Origin of the sequence: Peribacillus sp. TH27, from assembly GCF_016650915.1 — a bacterium.
GTDB classification, from domain to species: domain Bacteria; phylum Bacillota; class Bacilli; order Bacillales; family DSM-1321; genus Peribacillus; species Peribacillus butanolivorans.
The window spans coordinates 2,298,525-2,314,942 of sequence record NZ_JAEKEV010000002.1; the positions used below are offsets into that span (position 1 = coordinate 2,298,525).

The 16,418-nt window shown below is 38.0% G+C and carries 16 protein-coding genes, 15 tRNA genes and 1 rRNA gene; 8 read left to right on the plus strand and 24 right to left on the minus strand.

The window, feature by feature from the left end; all coding sequences use genetic code 11:
- Window positions 1-47 precede the first annotated feature (47 nt).
- Window positions 48-1,274 carry a sensor histidine kinase gene (locus JFU24_RS12525; RefSeq protein ID WP_201182756.1) on the plus strand — a complete coding sequence of 409 codons (1,227 nt, stop codon included), beginning with the start codon at window positions 48-50 and terminating at the stop codon, window positions 1,272-1,274.
- A 75-nt stretch (window positions 1,275-1,349) separates the two neighbouring features.
- On the opposite strand, the gene JFU24_RS12530 is transcribed toward JFU24_RS12525, so the two are convergent.
- Together JFU24_RS12530 and JFU24_RS12535 are read right to left on the minus strand one after the other, a co-directional pair.
- Entirely contained in the window at window positions 1,350-2,183 is an 834-nt protein-coding gene (locus JFU24_RS12530) for an ABC transporter permease (RefSeq protein WP_379161119.1), read from the minus strand.
- A gap of 25 nt (window positions 2,184-2,208) precedes the next feature.
- Entirely contained in the window at window positions 2,209-2,976 is a 768-nt protein-coding gene (locus JFU24_RS12535; protein WP_201182759.1) for an ABC transporter ATP-binding protein, read from the minus strand.
- Window positions 2,977-3,364: 388 nt separating this feature from the next.
- Here JFU24_RS12535 and JFU24_RS12540 point away from each other — a divergent pair, with 388 nt between their 5' ends.
- Window positions 3,365-4,354, plus strand: coding sequence for an ABC transporter substrate-binding protein (locus tag JFU24_RS12540; RefSeq protein ID WP_201250020.1), 990 nt, complete (start codon window positions 3,365-3,367; stop codon window positions 4,352-4,354).
- A gap of 30 nt (window positions 4,355-4,384) precedes the next feature.
- Complete coding sequence (locus JFU24_RS12545) at window positions 4,385-5,278, plus strand: TauD/TfdA dioxygenase family protein (RefSeq protein ID WP_201182763.1); 894 nt, start codon at window positions 4,385-4,387, stop codon at window positions 5,276-5,278.
- Between the two features lie 151 nt (window positions 5,279-5,429).
- Here JFU24_RS12545 and JFU24_RS12550 read toward each other — a convergent pair whose 3' ends face one another.
- The 3 genes from JFU24_RS12550 to JFU24_RS12560 form a co-directional block, all read right to left on the minus strand.
- Window positions 5,430-6,920 (minus strand): DHA2 family efflux MFS transporter permease subunit, encoded by a 1,491-nt coding sequence (locus tag JFU24_RS12550; RefSeq protein WP_201182765.1) that lies wholly within the window; start codon window positions 6,918-6,920, stop codon window positions 5,430-5,432.
- Window positions 6,921-7,420: 500 nt separating this feature from the next.
- Window positions 7,421-8,005, minus strand: coding sequence for an ATP-dependent Clp endopeptidase proteolytic subunit ClpP (gene clpP / locus JFU24_RS12555; protein WP_053344522.1), 585 nt, complete (start codon window positions 8,003-8,005; stop codon window positions 7,421-7,423).
- Window positions 8,006-8,035: 30 nt separating this feature from the next.
- Window positions 8,036-8,746 carry a sigma-70 family RNA polymerase sigma factor gene (locus JFU24_RS12560; protein WP_201250021.1) on the minus strand — a complete coding sequence of 237 codons (711 nt, stop codon included), beginning with the start codon at window positions 8,744-8,746 and terminating at the stop codon, window positions 8,036-8,038.
- A gap of 395 nt (window positions 8,747-9,141) precedes the next feature.
- Between JFU24_RS12560 and JFU24_RS12565 the strand changes: the two genes are divergently transcribed.
- Together JFU24_RS12565 and JFU24_RS12570 are read left to right on the plus strand one after the other, a co-directional pair.
- Entirely contained in the window at window positions 9,142-9,696 is a 555-nt protein-coding gene (locus JFU24_RS12565) for a site-specific integrase (RefSeq protein ID WP_242485334.1), read from the plus strand.
- Window positions 9,697-9,709: 13 nt separating this feature from the next.
- Window positions 9,710-9,901: a hypothetical protein gene (locus tag JFU24_RS12570; RefSeq protein WP_053344519.1), complete on the plus strand. Its 192-nt coding sequence runs from the start codon at window positions 9,710-9,712 to the stop codon at window positions 9,899-9,901.
- Window positions 9,902-10,118: 217 nt separating this feature from the next.
- Here JFU24_RS12570 and glsA read toward each other — a convergent pair whose 3' ends face one another.
- Window positions 10,119-11,060: a glutaminase A gene (gene glsA, locus JFU24_RS12575; RefSeq protein ID WP_201183498.1), complete on the minus strand. Its 942-nt coding sequence runs from the start codon at window positions 11,058-11,060 to the stop codon at window positions 10,119-10,121.
- Between the two features lie 603 nt (window positions 11,061-11,663).
- Complete coding sequence (locus JFU24_RS12580; protein ID WP_201182771.1) at window positions 11,664-12,080, minus strand: hypothetical protein; 417 nt, start codon at window positions 12,078-12,080, stop codon at window positions 11,664-11,666.
- Between the two features lie 510 nt (window positions 12,081-12,590).
- On the opposite strand from JFU24_RS12580, the gene JFU24_RS12585 reads away from it, so the two are divergent.
- The 3 genes from JFU24_RS12585 (at window position 12,591) to JFU24_RS12595 (ending at window position 14,068) form a co-directional block, all read left to right on the plus strand.
- Window positions 12,591-12,881, plus strand: a complete 291-nt coding sequence (locus JFU24_RS12585; protein ID WP_201182773.1) for a hypothetical protein — start codon at window positions 12,591-12,593, stop codon at window positions 12,879-12,881.
- Window positions 12,882-13,473: 592 nt separating this feature from the next.
- Window positions 13,474-13,677, plus strand: coding sequence for a hypothetical protein (locus tag JFU24_RS12590; RefSeq protein WP_056527384.1), 204 nt, complete (start codon window positions 13,474-13,476; stop codon window positions 13,675-13,677).
- A 91-nt stretch (window positions 13,678-13,768) separates the two neighbouring features.
- Window positions 13,769-14,068: a hypothetical protein gene (locus JFU24_RS12595; RefSeq protein WP_201250022.1), complete on the plus strand. Its 300-nt coding sequence runs from the start codon at window positions 13,769-13,771 to the stop codon at window positions 14,066-14,068.
- Between the two features lie 39 nt (window positions 14,069-14,107).
- Here the strand turns inward: JFU24_RS12595 and JFU24_RS12600 are convergent, their stop codons facing one another.
- From JFU24_RS12600 to rrf, 17 genes are all read right to left on the minus strand, one after another.
- Window positions 14,108-14,446, minus strand: coding sequence for a hypothetical protein (locus JFU24_RS12600; RefSeq protein WP_201222114.1), 339 nt, complete (start codon window positions 14,444-14,446; stop codon window positions 14,108-14,110).
- 411 nt (window positions 14,447-14,857) lie between these two features.
- Window positions 14,858-14,938: transfer RNA gene (locus JFU24_RS12605), tRNA-Leu, on the minus strand.
- Window positions 14,939-14,946: 8 nt separating this feature from the next.
- Window positions 14,947-15,020: transfer RNA gene (locus JFU24_RS12610), tRNA-Cys, on the minus strand.
- Window positions 15,021-15,028: 8 nt separating this feature from the next.
- Window positions 15,029-15,103, minus strand: a tRNA-Gly gene (locus JFU24_RS12615).
- A 3-nt stretch (window positions 15,104-15,106) separates the two neighbouring features.
- Window positions 15,107-15,181 (minus strand) — tRNA-Gln (locus JFU24_RS12620).
- Between the two features lie 38 nt (window positions 15,182-15,219).
- Window positions 15,220-15,295 (minus strand) — tRNA-His (locus JFU24_RS12625).
- Between the two features lie 17 nt (window positions 15,296-15,312).
- A tRNA-Trp gene (locus JFU24_RS12630) sits at window positions 15,313-15,386 on the minus strand.
- A gap of 10 nt (window positions 15,387-15,396) precedes the next feature.
- Window positions 15,397-15,480: transfer RNA gene (locus JFU24_RS12635), tRNA-Tyr, on the minus strand.
- 15 nt (window positions 15,481-15,495) lie between these two features.
- Window positions 15,496-15,571 (minus strand) — tRNA-Thr (locus tag JFU24_RS12640).
- A gap of 7 nt (window positions 15,572-15,578) precedes the next feature.
- Window positions 15,579-15,654: transfer RNA gene (locus tag JFU24_RS12645), tRNA-Phe, on the minus strand.
- Window positions 15,655-15,666: 12 nt separating this feature from the next.
- Window positions 15,667-15,742: transfer RNA gene (locus JFU24_RS12650), tRNA-Asp, on the minus strand.
- Window positions 15,743-15,747: 5 nt separating this feature from the next.
- Window positions 15,748-15,821 (minus strand) — tRNA-Met (locus JFU24_RS12655).
- Window positions 15,822-15,911: 90 nt separating this feature from the next.
- Window positions 15,912-15,987: transfer RNA gene (locus tag JFU24_RS12660), tRNA-Val, on the minus strand.
- A gap of 14 nt (window positions 15,988-16,001) precedes the next feature.
- Window positions 16,002-16,076 (minus strand) — tRNA-Glu (locus JFU24_RS12665).
- 9 nt (window positions 16,077-16,085) lie between these two features.
- Window positions 16,086-16,177: transfer RNA gene (locus JFU24_RS12670), tRNA-Ser, on the minus strand.
- Window positions 16,178-16,182: 5 nt separating this feature from the next.
- Window positions 16,183-16,257: transfer RNA gene (locus JFU24_RS12675), tRNA-Asn, on the minus strand.
- A 9-nt stretch (window positions 16,258-16,266) separates the two neighbouring features.
- Window positions 16,267-16,382, minus strand: a 5S ribosomal RNA gene (gene rrf / locus JFU24_RS12680).
- Window positions 16,383-16,418: the final 36 nt, after the last annotated feature.

Genomic DNA, 16,418 nt, shown 5'->3' on the forward strand with positions numbered 1-16,418 from the left:
AAAAGATTACTATTAAAAAAAACAGAATATTAAAATCAAGGGGAATTATGTTAAAAAACTATCAGTATTATCAAAACAAACACCGATTTATACTTAAGGCATTTATGGCAATGATATCCTTTTTACTATTAGTTGGCATTTCTGTATCTCCAATAAGTTGGAAAGCTAATCCTTACGATATGTCTTTACAGGTCATTTTGATATCTGGAATCATTCTTTCTTTGTTATTTTTCGTAAAAAAAGAAACTAATTTATATAAAACCCTGTTCATTTTCTTAATTACTGTTTATTTATATATTAAATTTTGGGTATTCCCAGATACTGCAATTATGTTGTCTTTATTCGCAATAGCACCCTTAATCCCCATTTTTCTCTTTGATAAAATAGGGTTTTATATTGTCGCTTCTTTAAATATCATACTTGGACCTACTTTTATCTTAGTTATTTCGCATACAAATCTTCAGTATACGTACGAGTATGTCGCATTAGATAGTTTTGGTAATACATTGAATTTTATAGCTATACAAATAATATTAGTATTTGTATTTATAGGAACAAACAATAGAATGCAATCCACAAATGCATTTCATAAAGAAATTCAACAAGCTAAACAATTAAATTCAGTCGGTCAGCTAGCCGCTACCATTGCGCATGAAATAAGGAACCCCATTACAGTCGTAAAAGGATTTGCCCAATTATTAGATCAAGAAAAAGAACTGAACGAAACAGAAAAATTTTATGTACAAACCATGCTTACAGAACTTGAATATACACAGGTAATAATTAATGACTATTTATCATTAGCAAAACCACAATCAGGAAATATCCAGGTTATTCATTTGAATCATGAAATTCAGAAAATCTCTGATCTATTAACTAGTTTTGCTAATAATTGTAATGTAGGCTTTCTACTTAAATTTAGCGGAGAACTATACATCAAAATGAATCCGATTGAACTTAAACAAGTATTAGTAAATATTATTAAAAACGGGATTGAATCAATGAACAATCCCGGATTTATCACTGTAGAAACAGAACAAGAACGAAATATGGCAAAAATAAAAATCACGGATACAGGTATAGGACTTTCTAAGGAACAGCTTGAAATACTAGGCACGCCGTTTTATTCACTTAAAGAAAGAGGTACCGGTATCGGCTTAACTGTTTGCTATAATATCGCCCAAAAATACAAGGGAGAAATTATAGTTAAAAGCCAATTGAATAAAGGAACATCCTTCACTATTTTTTTACCTTTATATAAAGAAAAAGAATAAAAAACAACACCTTCCAGTAACTCCAACAAAACAAAAAAAGGATGACCTCCCATCACGGGCGGTCATCCTTTTCAATTAAGCTTTAAAGCTATCTTGCCATTTCAGTAAATGATTTTCCAAAAAGCGGACAAAAGAGTCTGAGATTTTACCAGCGAGAGCAAAAATGATGATACCTACGAATACGACGTCAGTTTGCATAAATGAACGGGCATCTTGGATCATGAAGCCTACCCCTTTATCTGCCCCTAATAATTCAGCGACGACCAAGCACATCCATGCGGAACTTAATGCTAAACGGATACCGAGTAATATGTTTGGTAAAGCTGCAGGAATCATGAGCTTCGTTATTTGTTCCAGACGGCTATATTCTAAGATTTGAGCAACATCATATAGTTTTTTATCCACATTCCGAAGTCCTAAAAAGGTTTGTAAATATAAAGGAAAAAAAGCACCTAACGCAATAAGCAGTACTTTAGATAATTCACCAAATCCGAACCACATAATGAATAAAGGTGTAATGGCAAGTAAAGGAACTGTTCGTAACATTTGAATGCTTGGGTTTAAATACTCCTCGGATTTTTTTTGCATACCAACAATGACTCCGATCAATAAACCTAAAAAACCACCTAATGCAAAGCCAAGAAGCGCCCGCGTTAAACTAATTTGTAAATGTATGGCCATTTCACCTGACTGAACGAGATCAATAAAAGTAGTAACGATCAATAAAGGTGATGAGAATAATTGGGCAGGCAGGATTCCAACTGAACCTAATGATTGCCATGCAATCAACACTACAACAGGAAGGAATAATCCTCGAAATGCTGATTTGGCCATTTTGGATTGTTTTGTCGTTTTCCTAATGACAATCGTCTTGTTTTGAGCAACGGTCTGTGTAGACATTTTCTTCATCCTTTCTTTCTTTTTAAAAATTTTATTAGATGCTCCAATCTTCCTTTTCTTCAGGATGATGATCTAGTTGATTTAAAATAACGGACCTAAATTCTTGGAACGCTTTGCTTGTTCGAGTTCTTGGATAAGGTAAATCAATTGGAACGATACCTTTAATCCGTCCAGGCTTTGCATCCATGACGACCACTTTCTTCGATAAATAGATCGATTCATCAATATCATGGGTGACAAGCACCATCGTTGTCTTATTCCTCTCCCATATTTCCAATAATGCTTCTTGAAGATGTGTTCGCGTGAAAGCATCCAATGCACCAAATGGTTCATCTAACAATAAAACTTCAGGGTTACGTAATAAGGCTCTGGCAATCGCGACCCGCTGAGACATTCCACCGGATAATTGGCGTGGATATGCCTTTTCAAATCCTTTAAGTTTAACAAGTGAAATCAAATCATCCACCCTTTTTCGTATTTCTGGCTTTTTTAATGGAAGGTTACCTGAAATATTCTTCTCCACGTTTAACCATGGAAATAAACGGTGCTCTTGAAAAATGAAACCACGGTCTTTGGAAGGGCCACTAACCTCCTGATTGCCTACAATAATCGCGCCTTCAAAGTCTAAATCAAGTCCTGCGATCAACTTTAATAAAGTGCTTTTCCCGCAACCACTCGGACCAATGATGGTAACGAATTCACCATTGTTTACGGTTAGATCCAAGTTATCCAAAACATGGACTCTTTCATTATCATTCTTAAATGTCTTGCTTACGTGATTAATTTCTAACGTCGATACCAATACTCATCACCCTTTCTCAAATAAAAAAAATAGAGATCCAGCAAGAAGACACATAATGTCCCTTTGCTGAATCTCTAGTTAACTAGTCGATTCAATATTTCATTTTATATTAACTTATCGATTATTTAATATCAACACCTAATACCAATTTATTTTATCGGATTAATTATAAAAAAATAATTGACAGATTATTCTAACAGCTGTTAAGATGCATTCATACACCAATCCGCTTCACAAAGGAGCCAATTCAATAAAAGTCATGTGAATCAACTGGACTACCGGAGATTCAATGAAGAGTAACCCCGGCATACTCTTCGTTGAATCTCTTTTTTGTCATTAATCTGACTATCCAGATGTGGTAAGTGTAATAAAAAAAGGGAGGGAATTCATGAAGAAATATCGTAGCCAGTTAACCGCAGTACTACTTGCCATCATCAGTATCGCAGTATTAGCAGGCTGTAATTCCGATGCCGGCAAAGCTTCCGGAAAAAGTGATCCACTAAAAGTGCATATTGCCCTAAATGGCAAGATGGGGCCATTAGTCATTGCAAAGGAAAAGGGATTGTTCGACGAAGAGTTTTCTAAACTGGATGCCCAAATCGAGTGGAGTGAATTCCCGAGTGGTCCCCCGCTTTTGGAATCCCTTGCTTCCAACAGGGTTGACCTATCTTTTTTAGGGGATGGTGCACTAATTGCCGGAATTGATAAGAATCTACCATTCGAAGTGATTGCACAAACAGGTCAGGGTGAGTCTTCTGTCCGGATCCTAGCTCAAGCAGATAGTAGCATAAAGCAGATTGAAGACTTAAAGGGAAAAACGGTTGGTGTTGCCTCGGGGACAACGGGCCATGTGTATTTAATTAAGGCATTGAAAGCTCATGGTTTAACGACTGAGGATATTAAACTCATCAATTTACAACCGGATGATGCCCAGGCCGCCTTTGAAACCAAACAATTGGACGCTTGGGCCATATGGAACCCTTATTATCTTAATAATATTGAAAAAGGAAATGCAGTCGCACTTAAAGTAAAAGGAAAAATATTAGCTCCTGGTGCAATCATTGCACGTAAGGGTTTTGCCGAAGAACATCCTGAAATTGTAGAGGCCTATTTAAAGGTTTATAAAAAAGCAGCCGATTGGCAAATTGAAAATCCAGATGAAGCATCTGAAATTTATTCTAAAGAAACTAAATTGCCTGTGGACACAGTCAAGAAAATAATAACGGCTGAAGAGCCAAATATCTTCTTTACTGAAGAGGCCATCAAAGCACAACAAGAATCAATCGATACTTTAGCTGGTGTGGGTTATATCAAGAAATCGTTTAATTTTAAAAACCAGATCCACAATGAATACATTGATGAAGCCTTTAAAAAATAAAAAAACATACCATTCAGGAGGAGATTGATTATGACGGAAACTAAAACACAACAATTAAAAGTGGTACCAGTAGCAGGAAGAATTGGAGCGGAAATTCAAGGAGTCCAATTAAGCGGAGACTTGGATTTAGCTATTTTCAGTGAAATCAAACAAGCGCTAAACGATTATAAAGTCGTATTCTTCAAAGGTCAAAATCATTTGGACGATGCTAGTCAAGAAGCATTTGCCAAACTACTAGGTGAGCCTTATGCACATCCTACAGTACCGGTCAAAGACAATACAAACTATATCTTCGAACTTGATTCTGAACAAGGTGCTAAAGCAAACCATTGGCACACTGATGTTACTTTCGTTCCAGAAGTTCCTAAATACTCTGTTTTAAGAGGCGTAACCATTCCTAAAGTGGGTGGAGATACAGTTTGGGCAAATACGAATAAAGCATATGAAGATCTTCCAGAAGGATTGAAAAAATTAGCAGACGAACTATGGGCCATCCATACAAATGAATACGATTACGCTCAATTCAAACCAACCGAAAATATCAATGATGAGATTAAAAAGAAATATCGTGATGTATTTGAATCGACAATTTATAAAACGAGACATCCAGTCGTTCATGTGCACTCAGAAACTGGGAAAAAGCATTTGTTATTAGGTGGCTTTGCGGGAAGAGTTGAAGGATATACAACAAGTGAATCTGAACGATTATTGAGTATCTTCGATTCATACGTTACCCGCTTAGAAAATACCGTACGTTGGCAATGGAGCGAAGGGGATGTTGTTATTTGGGATAACTTAGCCACGCAGCATTATGCTATTGCAGACTATGAGAGCCAACATCGCGTTGTTCGCCGTGTCACAGTAGGAAAAGATGTTCCTGTAAATAAAGACAACGAATCCAGTAGACTACTTATTAAGAAATAAAACTTTCTGTCTGAAATGAAAAGGGACACTCATAAAAAGTGTCCCTTATTCTGGTATTTATATGTCATCTTAAGGCAAGTCCGTTTATAATGAAAGGATTTATTGTACCTAGGGAACTAGATGTGATACTCACTAACTTTGCCTTGTTTATTCAAACTTGTTTTTTTGATAATCGATTGGTGATGGTATCTTCTTGTGGTGAAGTTCGCCGTATGTAAAAGGCCAGTATGAACGCAACTATGGTTAACCATGTAGCTATCATAAATGCATCATCTACCCCCATTACACTTCCTTGTTTAATGGCCATTGCCATTTGGGTTTTATTTTCTGGTGAGATATGATTTTGTGTTAAAATTCCCTGTACATGTTTCGTTCCCTGATTTGTCATAACTGACACAAAGAATGCCATGCCGACAGCACCTGCAACCATTCTCAACGTATTAACCATTGCTGTTCCGTATTTATTTAAGCTAAGTGCCAATTCATTTAATCCAGCTGTAAAGATAGGCATCATCAGTATCGACATACCAAACATTCTAATAGTATATACCCATACCACATAAGAATAAGACGTATCTGTTTCAAGCCGTGTTAAAAGATAGGTTGTAATAATAGTAATAGCAAGTCCGCTTACCGCTAGCCATCTCGCCCCAAACCGATCAAACAGCTTACCTGTGATAGGAGACATAATCCCCATTACAATACCTCCAGGCAATAGCATGAGGCCAGATTCCAAGGGAGTAAAGCCACGGATATTCTGCATATAGATTGGCATTAATATCATTCCAGAGAACATACCCATAGTCGCGATGACGTTGATAATCGTAGTTAATGTGAACATCCGATAACGAAAAATTCGAAATTCCAAAATAGGATGCCTTACGGTAAATTGTCTCCAGACAAATAATACTATACTGATTCCGCCAACAAGGAACATTATAAGGACTTCTAAACTGCCCCACCCCTTAGTACCGCCTGTAGCAAATCCGTATAGAACTCCTCCAAATCCGATAGTGGATAGAATTACACCCATTTTATCGAGTTTGGGTCGGCTAGTTTCCCCTACATTTTTAATGATAAAAATTGCAAAAAGAAAGTCAAGAAGTGCAAATGGGAAAATGATAAAAAACAGAACTCTCCAGGAATAGTTTTGTACAATCCATCCTGATAACGTTGGTCCTACGGCTGGGGCGAAATTCATCGCAATTCCAAATATCCCCATCGCAAAACCACGTCTATTAGGAGGAAATAAAGTGAAAATCACATTTGTAATCAAAGGGAATAAAATCCCTGCACCTGCAGCTTGAACCACACGTCCGATCAATAAGACGGAGAAGCTAGGTGCAATTCCACATAAAAAAGTTCCTAAAGCAAAGAGTCCCATCGAAGTTAGATATAATTGTCTTGTGTTAAACCTTTCCATCAAGAAAGCTGTGATCGGGATGACAATCCCATTGACCAACAAAAAGATAGTTGTCAGCCAATTAGCTGTTGCAGCCGATATTTCAAAATGATTCATCAATTGAGGCAATGCGATATTGATTAGAGTCTGATTCAAGAAAGCGACGAGAGCACCAGCCAACATCACCGCAAACATGGGACCTGTACGAATTTTAGTGATTGCTGTTTTATCGAGATTCATTCTTACGGCACTTCCTTTGGTTGAGTTATTACATATCGTTACTTCCTACTATATTTTTCAAGTCTTAATATTCTAATTCGACTTTACTAAGTTAATATGCCTCCCTATCATAAAGGAAATCAACCTATCTTATCCAATAATACAGTCAGCTAAATTCGTTTAACCTCAATTTACGACTTTTAGATGGTGTTTTTCTCAACTCATATTGGCACTATATTAAAGATATTTCTTTGTTGTTCCCATCTTAATAACCATACAACCAGACCTTAATTCGTATAATTGTATTTTGTTTACCACTATGAATGTAATCACATCAGTGAATAGATAAAAAAAGAGAAACAGCCGATAAATTTATATCGATTGTTTCTCTTCATTCCATATTTCAGCTTATTTTTGTCTGCAACCTCATCCATTACTGATGTCATTTTTTAATTAGGTCTTTTTACAAAACTCTCCACTTAATGGGAGAAAGTTCAAAATTCAAGTAGCCTTTTTATGAATTAATTCCCCTGAACGATTATCTCATCAATAATACCGTATTCCTTCGCCTCATTTGCGCTTAAAAAATAATCACGATCAGTATCCTTCGCCACCTTTTCGATAGGCTGCCCAGTCCTTTCCGAGATGATCTGATTGATATGATCCTTCAGTTTCAAAATCCTTCGGGCAGAAATTTCAATTTCCGTAGCTTGCCCCCTTGCCCCTCCAAGAGGTTGATGAAGCATAATTTCACTATTCGGCAAAGCGCACCTTTTTCCTTTCGTACCCGCCAATAAAAGCATTGCCCCGAATGATGCAGCCATACCCGTACATACAGTCCGGATATCAGGTTTAATATATTGCATCGTATCATAAATAGCAAAACCGGCACTAGTCGATCCCCCAGGACTATTTATGAAGATGGTAATTTCTTTATCAGGGGCATCTGCTGCCAAGAATAACAATTGAGCAACCACACTATTGGCTAAATGATCTGTGATTTCTTCCCCAATCATGATGATTCTGTCTTTTAGAAGTCTGGAATAAATATCGTATGAGCGCTCACCCTTGCTGGATTGCTCAATTACATATGGAATGGTAGTCATATCTCTTCTTCCTCCTAACAAAATGATTGGCTATGCAGCCATTGAGAGAGTGTTTGAAGTAGTGAAGCATGCTTTGGAGTGCATCGAACGATTCATCAGTTTAGGAATCATTGATTCACTGTTCAGGGATTTGAAAGATGGAATACTTCTAATGAGGATATCAGGATTTCGGACCTTCAAAGCCTGCGTCATCAGAGACATCAGCCTCTGTTCCTCATCATCTTGCCAATCTTCCGCACAGGACAACTTACGCTCATCAATGCCATCTTTGTCAAAACGCTTTTTCACACGATTCAAGATGGCCTTTACAGCCGTTTCCGTCGTGTTCAAATAATCTGAGATTTCTTTAGATCGATAGAGGAACCCTTCCTTTAATATGAACACCACAGCTTGTTTTGGGGTAAGGGATTTTATAATATATTCAACCGTTTCAAAGGCATTTTCCCCAATTGCCCCCTGCTGTTCGGTGTCCTTCAGATCCTCTACGGATTCTTTTTTTCTTTTACGTATCGTATCAATCCAGGAATGACGGGCTATCGTCTTCAATAAAGCCGTTGTTACCTCCGTTTTATTCCCATAGCCCTGCATTACCTTCAGTATCGTATCCTGTGCTAAATCATCGCCATCCCAATTATTTTGGGTAAGGAATCGGCAAAACCGAAGCAATTCAGGATAGACTTCACGCAAAATCATGTCGTTATCTTTTCCTTCAGAAATATCTTCTTTCAACTTATTTATCATTTTTCTCACTCCTTCAACACCCTCTATCCTATAAACGTTTTAGAAAGAGAAAAAGATATGGGGGTGAAAATTTTTTCCTTTATTTTATTCTATTCCATTTTTTCCTGTGGATTTCCTTTCATACTAAAAACCTGTTTGGTTATGACCCAAACAAGCTAATCTCAGTGTTCTGTATGCAGCAAATAGACTATACTAGGGCTTCCCCTTTGTGCACCGGATTCGTCACCAATAATTTAATCAAGGCACACCCAATGTAAACAAATAGTTAAAAGTTTACTTTCAAAACGGTAATTTTTTTGACTTCTTGCCTGTTCAAGTGTTATTCTTTAACTATCAGATAAAAGTATACATTCAAATCATTGATTCTACTAGCAGGATGAAAGAGCTGATGCAAAATGGCGAAAGAACATTTAATTGACGTTCAACCAATCAGATCATTGGAAAAATTAGATGATATGAAATGGTCATTGAAAAGACATTGCAGCGAAAGAGATTACATATTGTTCCTTTTAGGAATAAATACTGGCTTACGTGTGTCTGATCTATTATCGTTGAAGGTAAAGGATATTAAAGGCCAGATGAAAATTATCATTAAGGAAGGCAAGACAAAGAAGCCTAGAACAATACAACTTAACAATGTATTTAATGAGTTAGCAACTTATATAGATACCATTGATAGCGAATGGCTATTCCCTTCACGCAAAGGTGATAAGCCGATAAGCAAGATACAAGCATACAGACAGCTTAATAAAGCCGCAGATATGGTAGACATTGAAAGTGTAGGAACTCATACCATGCGGAAAACATTCGGATACTGGTACTATAAACAGAGTAAAGACGTGGCTAAATTACAATTGATTCTTAACCATTCACACCCTGAAATAACTTTGAAGTACATAGGAATTGCTGATGAAGAAATAGAGGACAGCTTAAATGGCTTTGTACTATAGGAGGACGGATTAAATGACACTAACTGAATACAATGCAAAGTACGAATATATCATTCGCAGTAATATTTCTGACAGACAAAAGGCACTGAAATTAGCTGATTTAATGACCGATATGGAAGGACATCTAAATGAGGCGGGGGAACATCAGAATAAAGAGGCAAATGCTTTGTATAGAAAAGTATCCCTTCTATCCAACTTGTTATAATCGAGCTTAAGACCTTGCCTTATGTGCAGAGGTCCTTTTTTGTGCTTTGAAAGTAACGATTACAATTGCAGCTTGAAGTAAATGCTTTGTTTCTGTAAGGCTTTGGAGTGAACCACATTTACTAATGCCACTGCACTAATTGCACCTGGCAGGCCTTTTCCTCTTGTAAGGCCATACATGTCATCAGGTTCATTTTGATAAATACGGACAACCTTGTTTACATATTAAACATACTTAAGGAATACTTTTTCGCCATCATTTCCAAGATCTTTATCCCGGCAACACTGTTCCCCTTCTCATCAAGCGCAGCGCCATAAATTCCAATCCCACATTTTCCGGGGACGGCCCCCATGATTCCCCCTGACACACCGCTTTTAGCCGGAATTCCAACATTAATGGCAAATTCACCTGATGCGTTATACATGCCGCAGGTAACCATGAATGTCTTGCAAATACGGGCAATGTCCCCGGGGATGATTTGCTTTCCCGTCAACAGATCTTTCCCATTCATGGCCAGCACACAGCCGATCCTCGCCAAATCCTGACTGTCCATTTCAATGGCACACTGCTTCGAATACAATTCGATTAAGTCCTCCACATCCTCATTTATTACATTATGCTGCTTTAAAAAATAGCTTAGCGACCTATTTAAGTCTGCTGTATTGTATTCTGAACGTGCAACATCTTCATTAAAACCGATAGTAGGATTTTGCGTCAATTCCCGGATAAAATGTAAAATACGATTGAATCGCTCATTTACACTGTCACCTGCAACCATGTGGGTCACAGTCAATGCTCCTGCATTGATCATCGGGTTTAACGGCTTGGATGCCTTGTTTGTCTCTAACTTGGCAATCGAATTAAAAGGATCACCGGTGGGTTCTTTTCCTACATAGGAAAAGACATATTCCTCACCTTTTTCCATTAATACCAGAGCAAGTGTCAAAACTTTTGATATGCTTTGCAGAGTCACTTTACCACTTACATCCCCCGCACAATACCCTTTACCGTCAGGATAGTAAATAGCCACAGATAAGCCCTCAGGATTCGCCTTTTCAAGAGCCGGTATATAGTCCGCCACTTTTCCCTTATTTGTATATTTTTTTGCCTGATCAACCAGTTGCTGTAATTCTTCATTGGACCTGCATTGACATCCCATATTGTTCACAATTTGCCGCCCCTTTGAAAATTTGTCTTGTGAAGTGTTGTTATTATTTATTACCATATTTCATAGTTATTATTTGCAAAACTAGGAAGCAGATAATAAAAGAAGTAAAGTTACAGGAGCTACTATCTTCATTGTGGGAGGAGGCTATTCACTCTCTTTGCATTGCTTCTGATATAGAGGAACGGTTACATAGTTCTGATTGACTTATAATGACAAAGGAGAGGACCGTATAGAGAGCTATGTAATCTCAAAAACCCCATTTTTCATTTTCTATTTATTTATTAGTCAAGCTTTCTCAGACAACTCCTCTTTCTCTTGGTCTTGTCTTATTGGATATCAGTTTAATTTCTCACTCAAAAAAGCCAGCTCCAGAGCGAATCTCCAAAGAGTATTCTACCAGTTGCCCCTCCAAGGAGGCTTCCTTATAAGTGTTCCTGTTCCATTACTACCTTACTAGGTTGCCTTGAAAATGGGAAATCCAGAGTGAACAAGGGAGGAAAAGCTCTTTTGACTCTTCACGTTTGCTGGAACTAATATTACATACTTAAAAATGATGTGGCTTTCAGTTTAAAGTCGGGTCTCAATTTAATTACATTAATTTATTAGCATTTTATCTAACTCACGGACTTTATCATATGACTCCAATAGTTGTTCAGGTATTAATGTTCTCCCATAATCCCAAGCATTAGTTTCTATTTCAGATTTCAGCTTTTCTTTTTCCTCTTCGTGACCATACATCATAATCCTTAAATCATGTTTGTTTTTCTTAAAATCTAAATAATAACCAATAATACGATAAAGAATAATTTTAACAAAGTCTTCCTCTGTCTCTTTAATTCTAACTTTTCCTTTATAACCGTTAACTTGAAGATAATTAAACTTTATAGTATTGGTCGATACGTTATAACTCATAGGTGCACTTAGATTATTGTCAAATTCACAAATAATATCCAAATTGTGCTCATTTAATGTGTTATTAATTATTTTTTCGATATCGCTTATATAAAGCATTTAACTATCACTTCCCTTTTAAAGACTTATTTCATTATAGTATTAGCTTAAGTTATTCTTCCTTTATCAATATAATAAACTGTTTAGATATTAAAATCATACAGTTAAAAGACAAAGGAAATATTTACTATGTAATAATGAAGTGGTGTGTACGTCCTACGAGAAGATTGTTAATAATCCCCTACTAGACCCCCTAAAAGGGAAGAGATTGCTTTTAATTACTCTTCCATACTTTCCTCCTTCTATTTATTTCAATTTAAAACTTTCTATCATTGGTTGTATTTCTTCTTGATATTGTTCCACCATCATTTCAAGTGAAAGCATTGTAATCGTTTCTTTCCTTTGGCAAAGGCGTCTATCGACATTTTCTAGTTACTCAATTTGAGTACAGATGTACATTCATCTGGTAAGTAAAAGTGCTCAACAGATAAAGATTGACAACATTTTTATGGTGACTCATACTTGTAGTGATTAATATAACAGAATATTGAGAATATTGGAGGGGTAATTATGAATAAGATTTTCGTTCCTAACGCAATCGCTACTTTAACAAGACTTTTCTACAGTTCAACTACACTGAATGAGTATTTAGCGATGCGAACCGCTCAATTCTACATTGAAGACCTGAAGTTACTACAAGACGTGGAAGCTGTTGCCTTGGCAATTGAAGATCAAAATGCTTTCGCTTTAATGTCTAAATTTAAATTATTTGATTATAAGGCTGCTGAAGAAATTGAAATAGCACTATCCGCTTCTGGCTATACGGAAGCAGAACTCAATGCTATGAATATAGAAATCTGAAATCATCGGGCCACTACCATTAACTGATTCTAATATCAATAATGATTTTTAGGGTACGAATAGTTTTCGTAACCTATTGTTCCGCTAGTTCACTGAGCCTCTCAAATTGACCGCTATAATGTAGCGGTGTAAATCTGAATGAAGTAATTGTTCATGAAGGTCAAGAAGGCATATATACAATGTATAAAGTGGGTAAAAAGCTGATGTGCGTAATATACACCTCAGGCCCTAACGTCAAAATGCTAGTAGCTCTAACAAAGTTACCCCCGTTGAAATAGCCTGTAATTATTGCAATGATATGTAGGTGCCTCGATAGCCACGAGGTACCTGCATATTTAATATGCACGTAAAATCCCCAAGAATATTTAAAATAATGTTGAAATGGAGGTGAATACACCGTCATGACCGAATATTATATTATGGAGAAGGTCGACCCAAAGAAGTTTTAAACTTCCACCGAATGTATAGAACTGCATCTCAAAGCAAGCATCACCCTTACAAATTTACCGATTTAACCCCAATGTTAATAGCATAAGAAATGAAGGTGAATGCTTTCACACGGATGCACACTTGATGGAAAGTAGGAGAAGCCATGGAGAAATCGAAGAGTTTACAAGAAATCTATAATGCCAACCGACCAGAAAATAATGAGCTTTTCCGAGCAATACAACAACATCTTCAAATGAAGCATCCAGACAAGCGAATGACAGCTATGAGAACCTTGCAAATAATTGTTGCCGATAGTGTTTCATCTGGAGAGCTGCGTAACGTGGAAAGTCGGCTTTTATACAGTTGAGTTGATACGAAAAAGTTTCTTATCAACTCATCCAGTCTTGTGAGTTATGCAGTTCTGAAATTACCGAACACAGAAAGGAATAACCCCACCATTGAAAAAATTTCTAAACAAAATCAAAATAGCTGGCTCCATTTTGACCATCATACTCATGATATTCACTTTCGGAATTATACTTTTCAACAAAGCTTTCACAGAGCCAGAAGTAGATATTAAGTATTACAAGATAGGGCATGTCGAACACAGGCCAAATATTTGGGAGGGCATGAGTAAAGAAGAATACCAAAAAATAAAATATTTAGAGGAACAGAAAACATTCAATTATGATCTCTACGAACCAGAGCTGCTTGACGCAGAAGGAAATCCGATTATTGAAGAAAATGTTGAATACTAAAAAAAATGTGCCCGATTTGGACACATCTTTTTTGTTTACTTATAAATGCAATGCTCCGAAATTAGGCTTCGTTTTCTCAGTGGTAGAAATCCATTCTCCTAATTCATCGAAATATTTTTGAACTTCTTCTTTAGTTTTGGTTTCTGAAGCATCCCAAATATCTGATAAGAAATATCCTAAATCGTTTGGATATGAAATTGATTCTCTGTCAAATGCTTTTTCAATAGCAGGACTGCCGTGTTTATCGCCTTCGTCACCATGAATTTTCATAGTAATAACAGTCCATCCATTTTCTTTTTTTATAAGAGTGTAATTGTCATAATGGCCCCAACGATTGCTATGAACACGTAATTTAAAATCTTCACCGATATTATTCAAATTTTCCCCTCTCTTCCCATAATACTACAACTGTATTTTACCACCAGAACGCGGTAAATGACGAACTTCACGGTATTTAATATCAGCAATTTAATATCCTTTTCTGTCATTGTTACCAATGGTCGTTTAATCGCATTAAATTGTTCTCGATAATATTTCAAAGTATGAGGACAAAGATTCCTTAATTGGCAGTCTTCAAAGAATAATTTAAACTCCAATTCATCAGATTTAACGTAAGTAGTTTTTGTAACAATTCTTAATTCATCTTCCTATAGTAAATTTCCTCCTTTACTCATCGCACACTACCCCGCACAATATTTGTACATATTCTGTAGTGCGTGATAAACACAAAAAAGCTTCACACAATTAAGTGTGAAGCTTGAAGTAATAGCTTTTCTTCGCTATTGGTGATACCGGTGGCCGGGGTCGAACCGGCACTCCAGAGGAACACGATTTTGAGTCGTGCGCGTCTGCCAATTCCGCCACACCGGCATTTTTGTTGGAGGCGGCAACCGGAATCGAACCGGTGGTAAAGGTTTTGCAGACCTCTGCCTTACCGCTTGGCTATGCCGCCAACGTTTTTGGAGCGAAAGACGGGATTCGAACCCGCGACCCCAACCTTGGCAAGGTTGTATTCTACCACTGAACTACTTTCGCGAATGGCTGGGCTAGAAGGGATCGAACCTTCGCATGACGGAATCAAAATCCGTTGCCTTACCGCTTGGCTATAGCCCATTAACGTTATACTTATTATACCATCATTTATTAAAAAATGGGGCGACTGATGGGAATCGAACCCACGAATGCCTGAACCACAATCAGGTGCGTTAACCACTTCGCCACAATCGCCATTATAAAATTAAAATTGGCAGGGGTAGTAGGACTCGAACCCACACTGGAGGTTTTGGAGACCTCTGTTCTACCTTTAAACTATACCCCTATAAATAAAATGGTGGAGGGGGGCAGATTCGAACTGCCGAACCCGAAGGAGCGGATTTACAGTCCGCCGCGTTTAGCCACTTCGCTACCCCTCCGCATATGGATGTTACTGGTGCCGGCAAGAGGACTTGAACCCCCAACCTACTGATTACAAGTCAGTTGCTCTACCAGTTGAGCTACACCGGCACTACAATGGTGGCTCAGGACGGAATCGAACCGCCGACACAAGGATTTTCAGTCCTTTGCTCTACCGACTGAGCTACTGAGCCAAACAATAAAAATGGCGGTCCCGACGGGAATCGAACCCGCGATCTCCTGCGTGACAGGCAGGCATGTTAACCGCTACACCACGGGACCATAGATTGCGGGGACAGGATTTGAACCTGCGACCTTCGGGTTATGAGCCCGACGAGCTACCGGACTGCTCCACCCCGCGACGTTAATAATGCTGCTATTGCATCAAGTTTTCGTGTTAACAGTTTCATTATATCTGATATATAGAAACAACTTGTTGCTTTTTAAAAAATGGTGGAGGATGACGGGATCGAACCGCCGACCCTCTGCTTGTAAGGCAGATGCTCTCCCAGCTGAGCTAATCCTCCATATGTTTTCGGAATGGTGACCCGTACGGGATTCGAACCCGTGTTACCGCCGTGAAAGGGCGGTGTCTTAACCGCTTGACCAACGGGCCAGTTGTAAATGGCGGAGAGCAAGGGATTTGAACCCTTGAGACAGGGTTACCCGTCTACACGATTTCCAATCGTGCTCCTTCGGCCACTCGGACAGCTCTCCAATAATGGCTCCGCAGGTAGGACTCGAACCTACGACCGTTCGGTTAACAGCCGAATGCTCTACCACTGAGCTACTGCGGAACGATATAAGCTTGGCGACGTCCTACTCTCACAGGGGGAAACCCCCAACTACCATCGGCGCTGAAGAGCTTAACTGCCGTGTTCGGAATGGGAACGGGTGTGACCTCTTCGCTATCGTCACCAAACATTATTAACATTTTTTCAAGACATATATTATTATA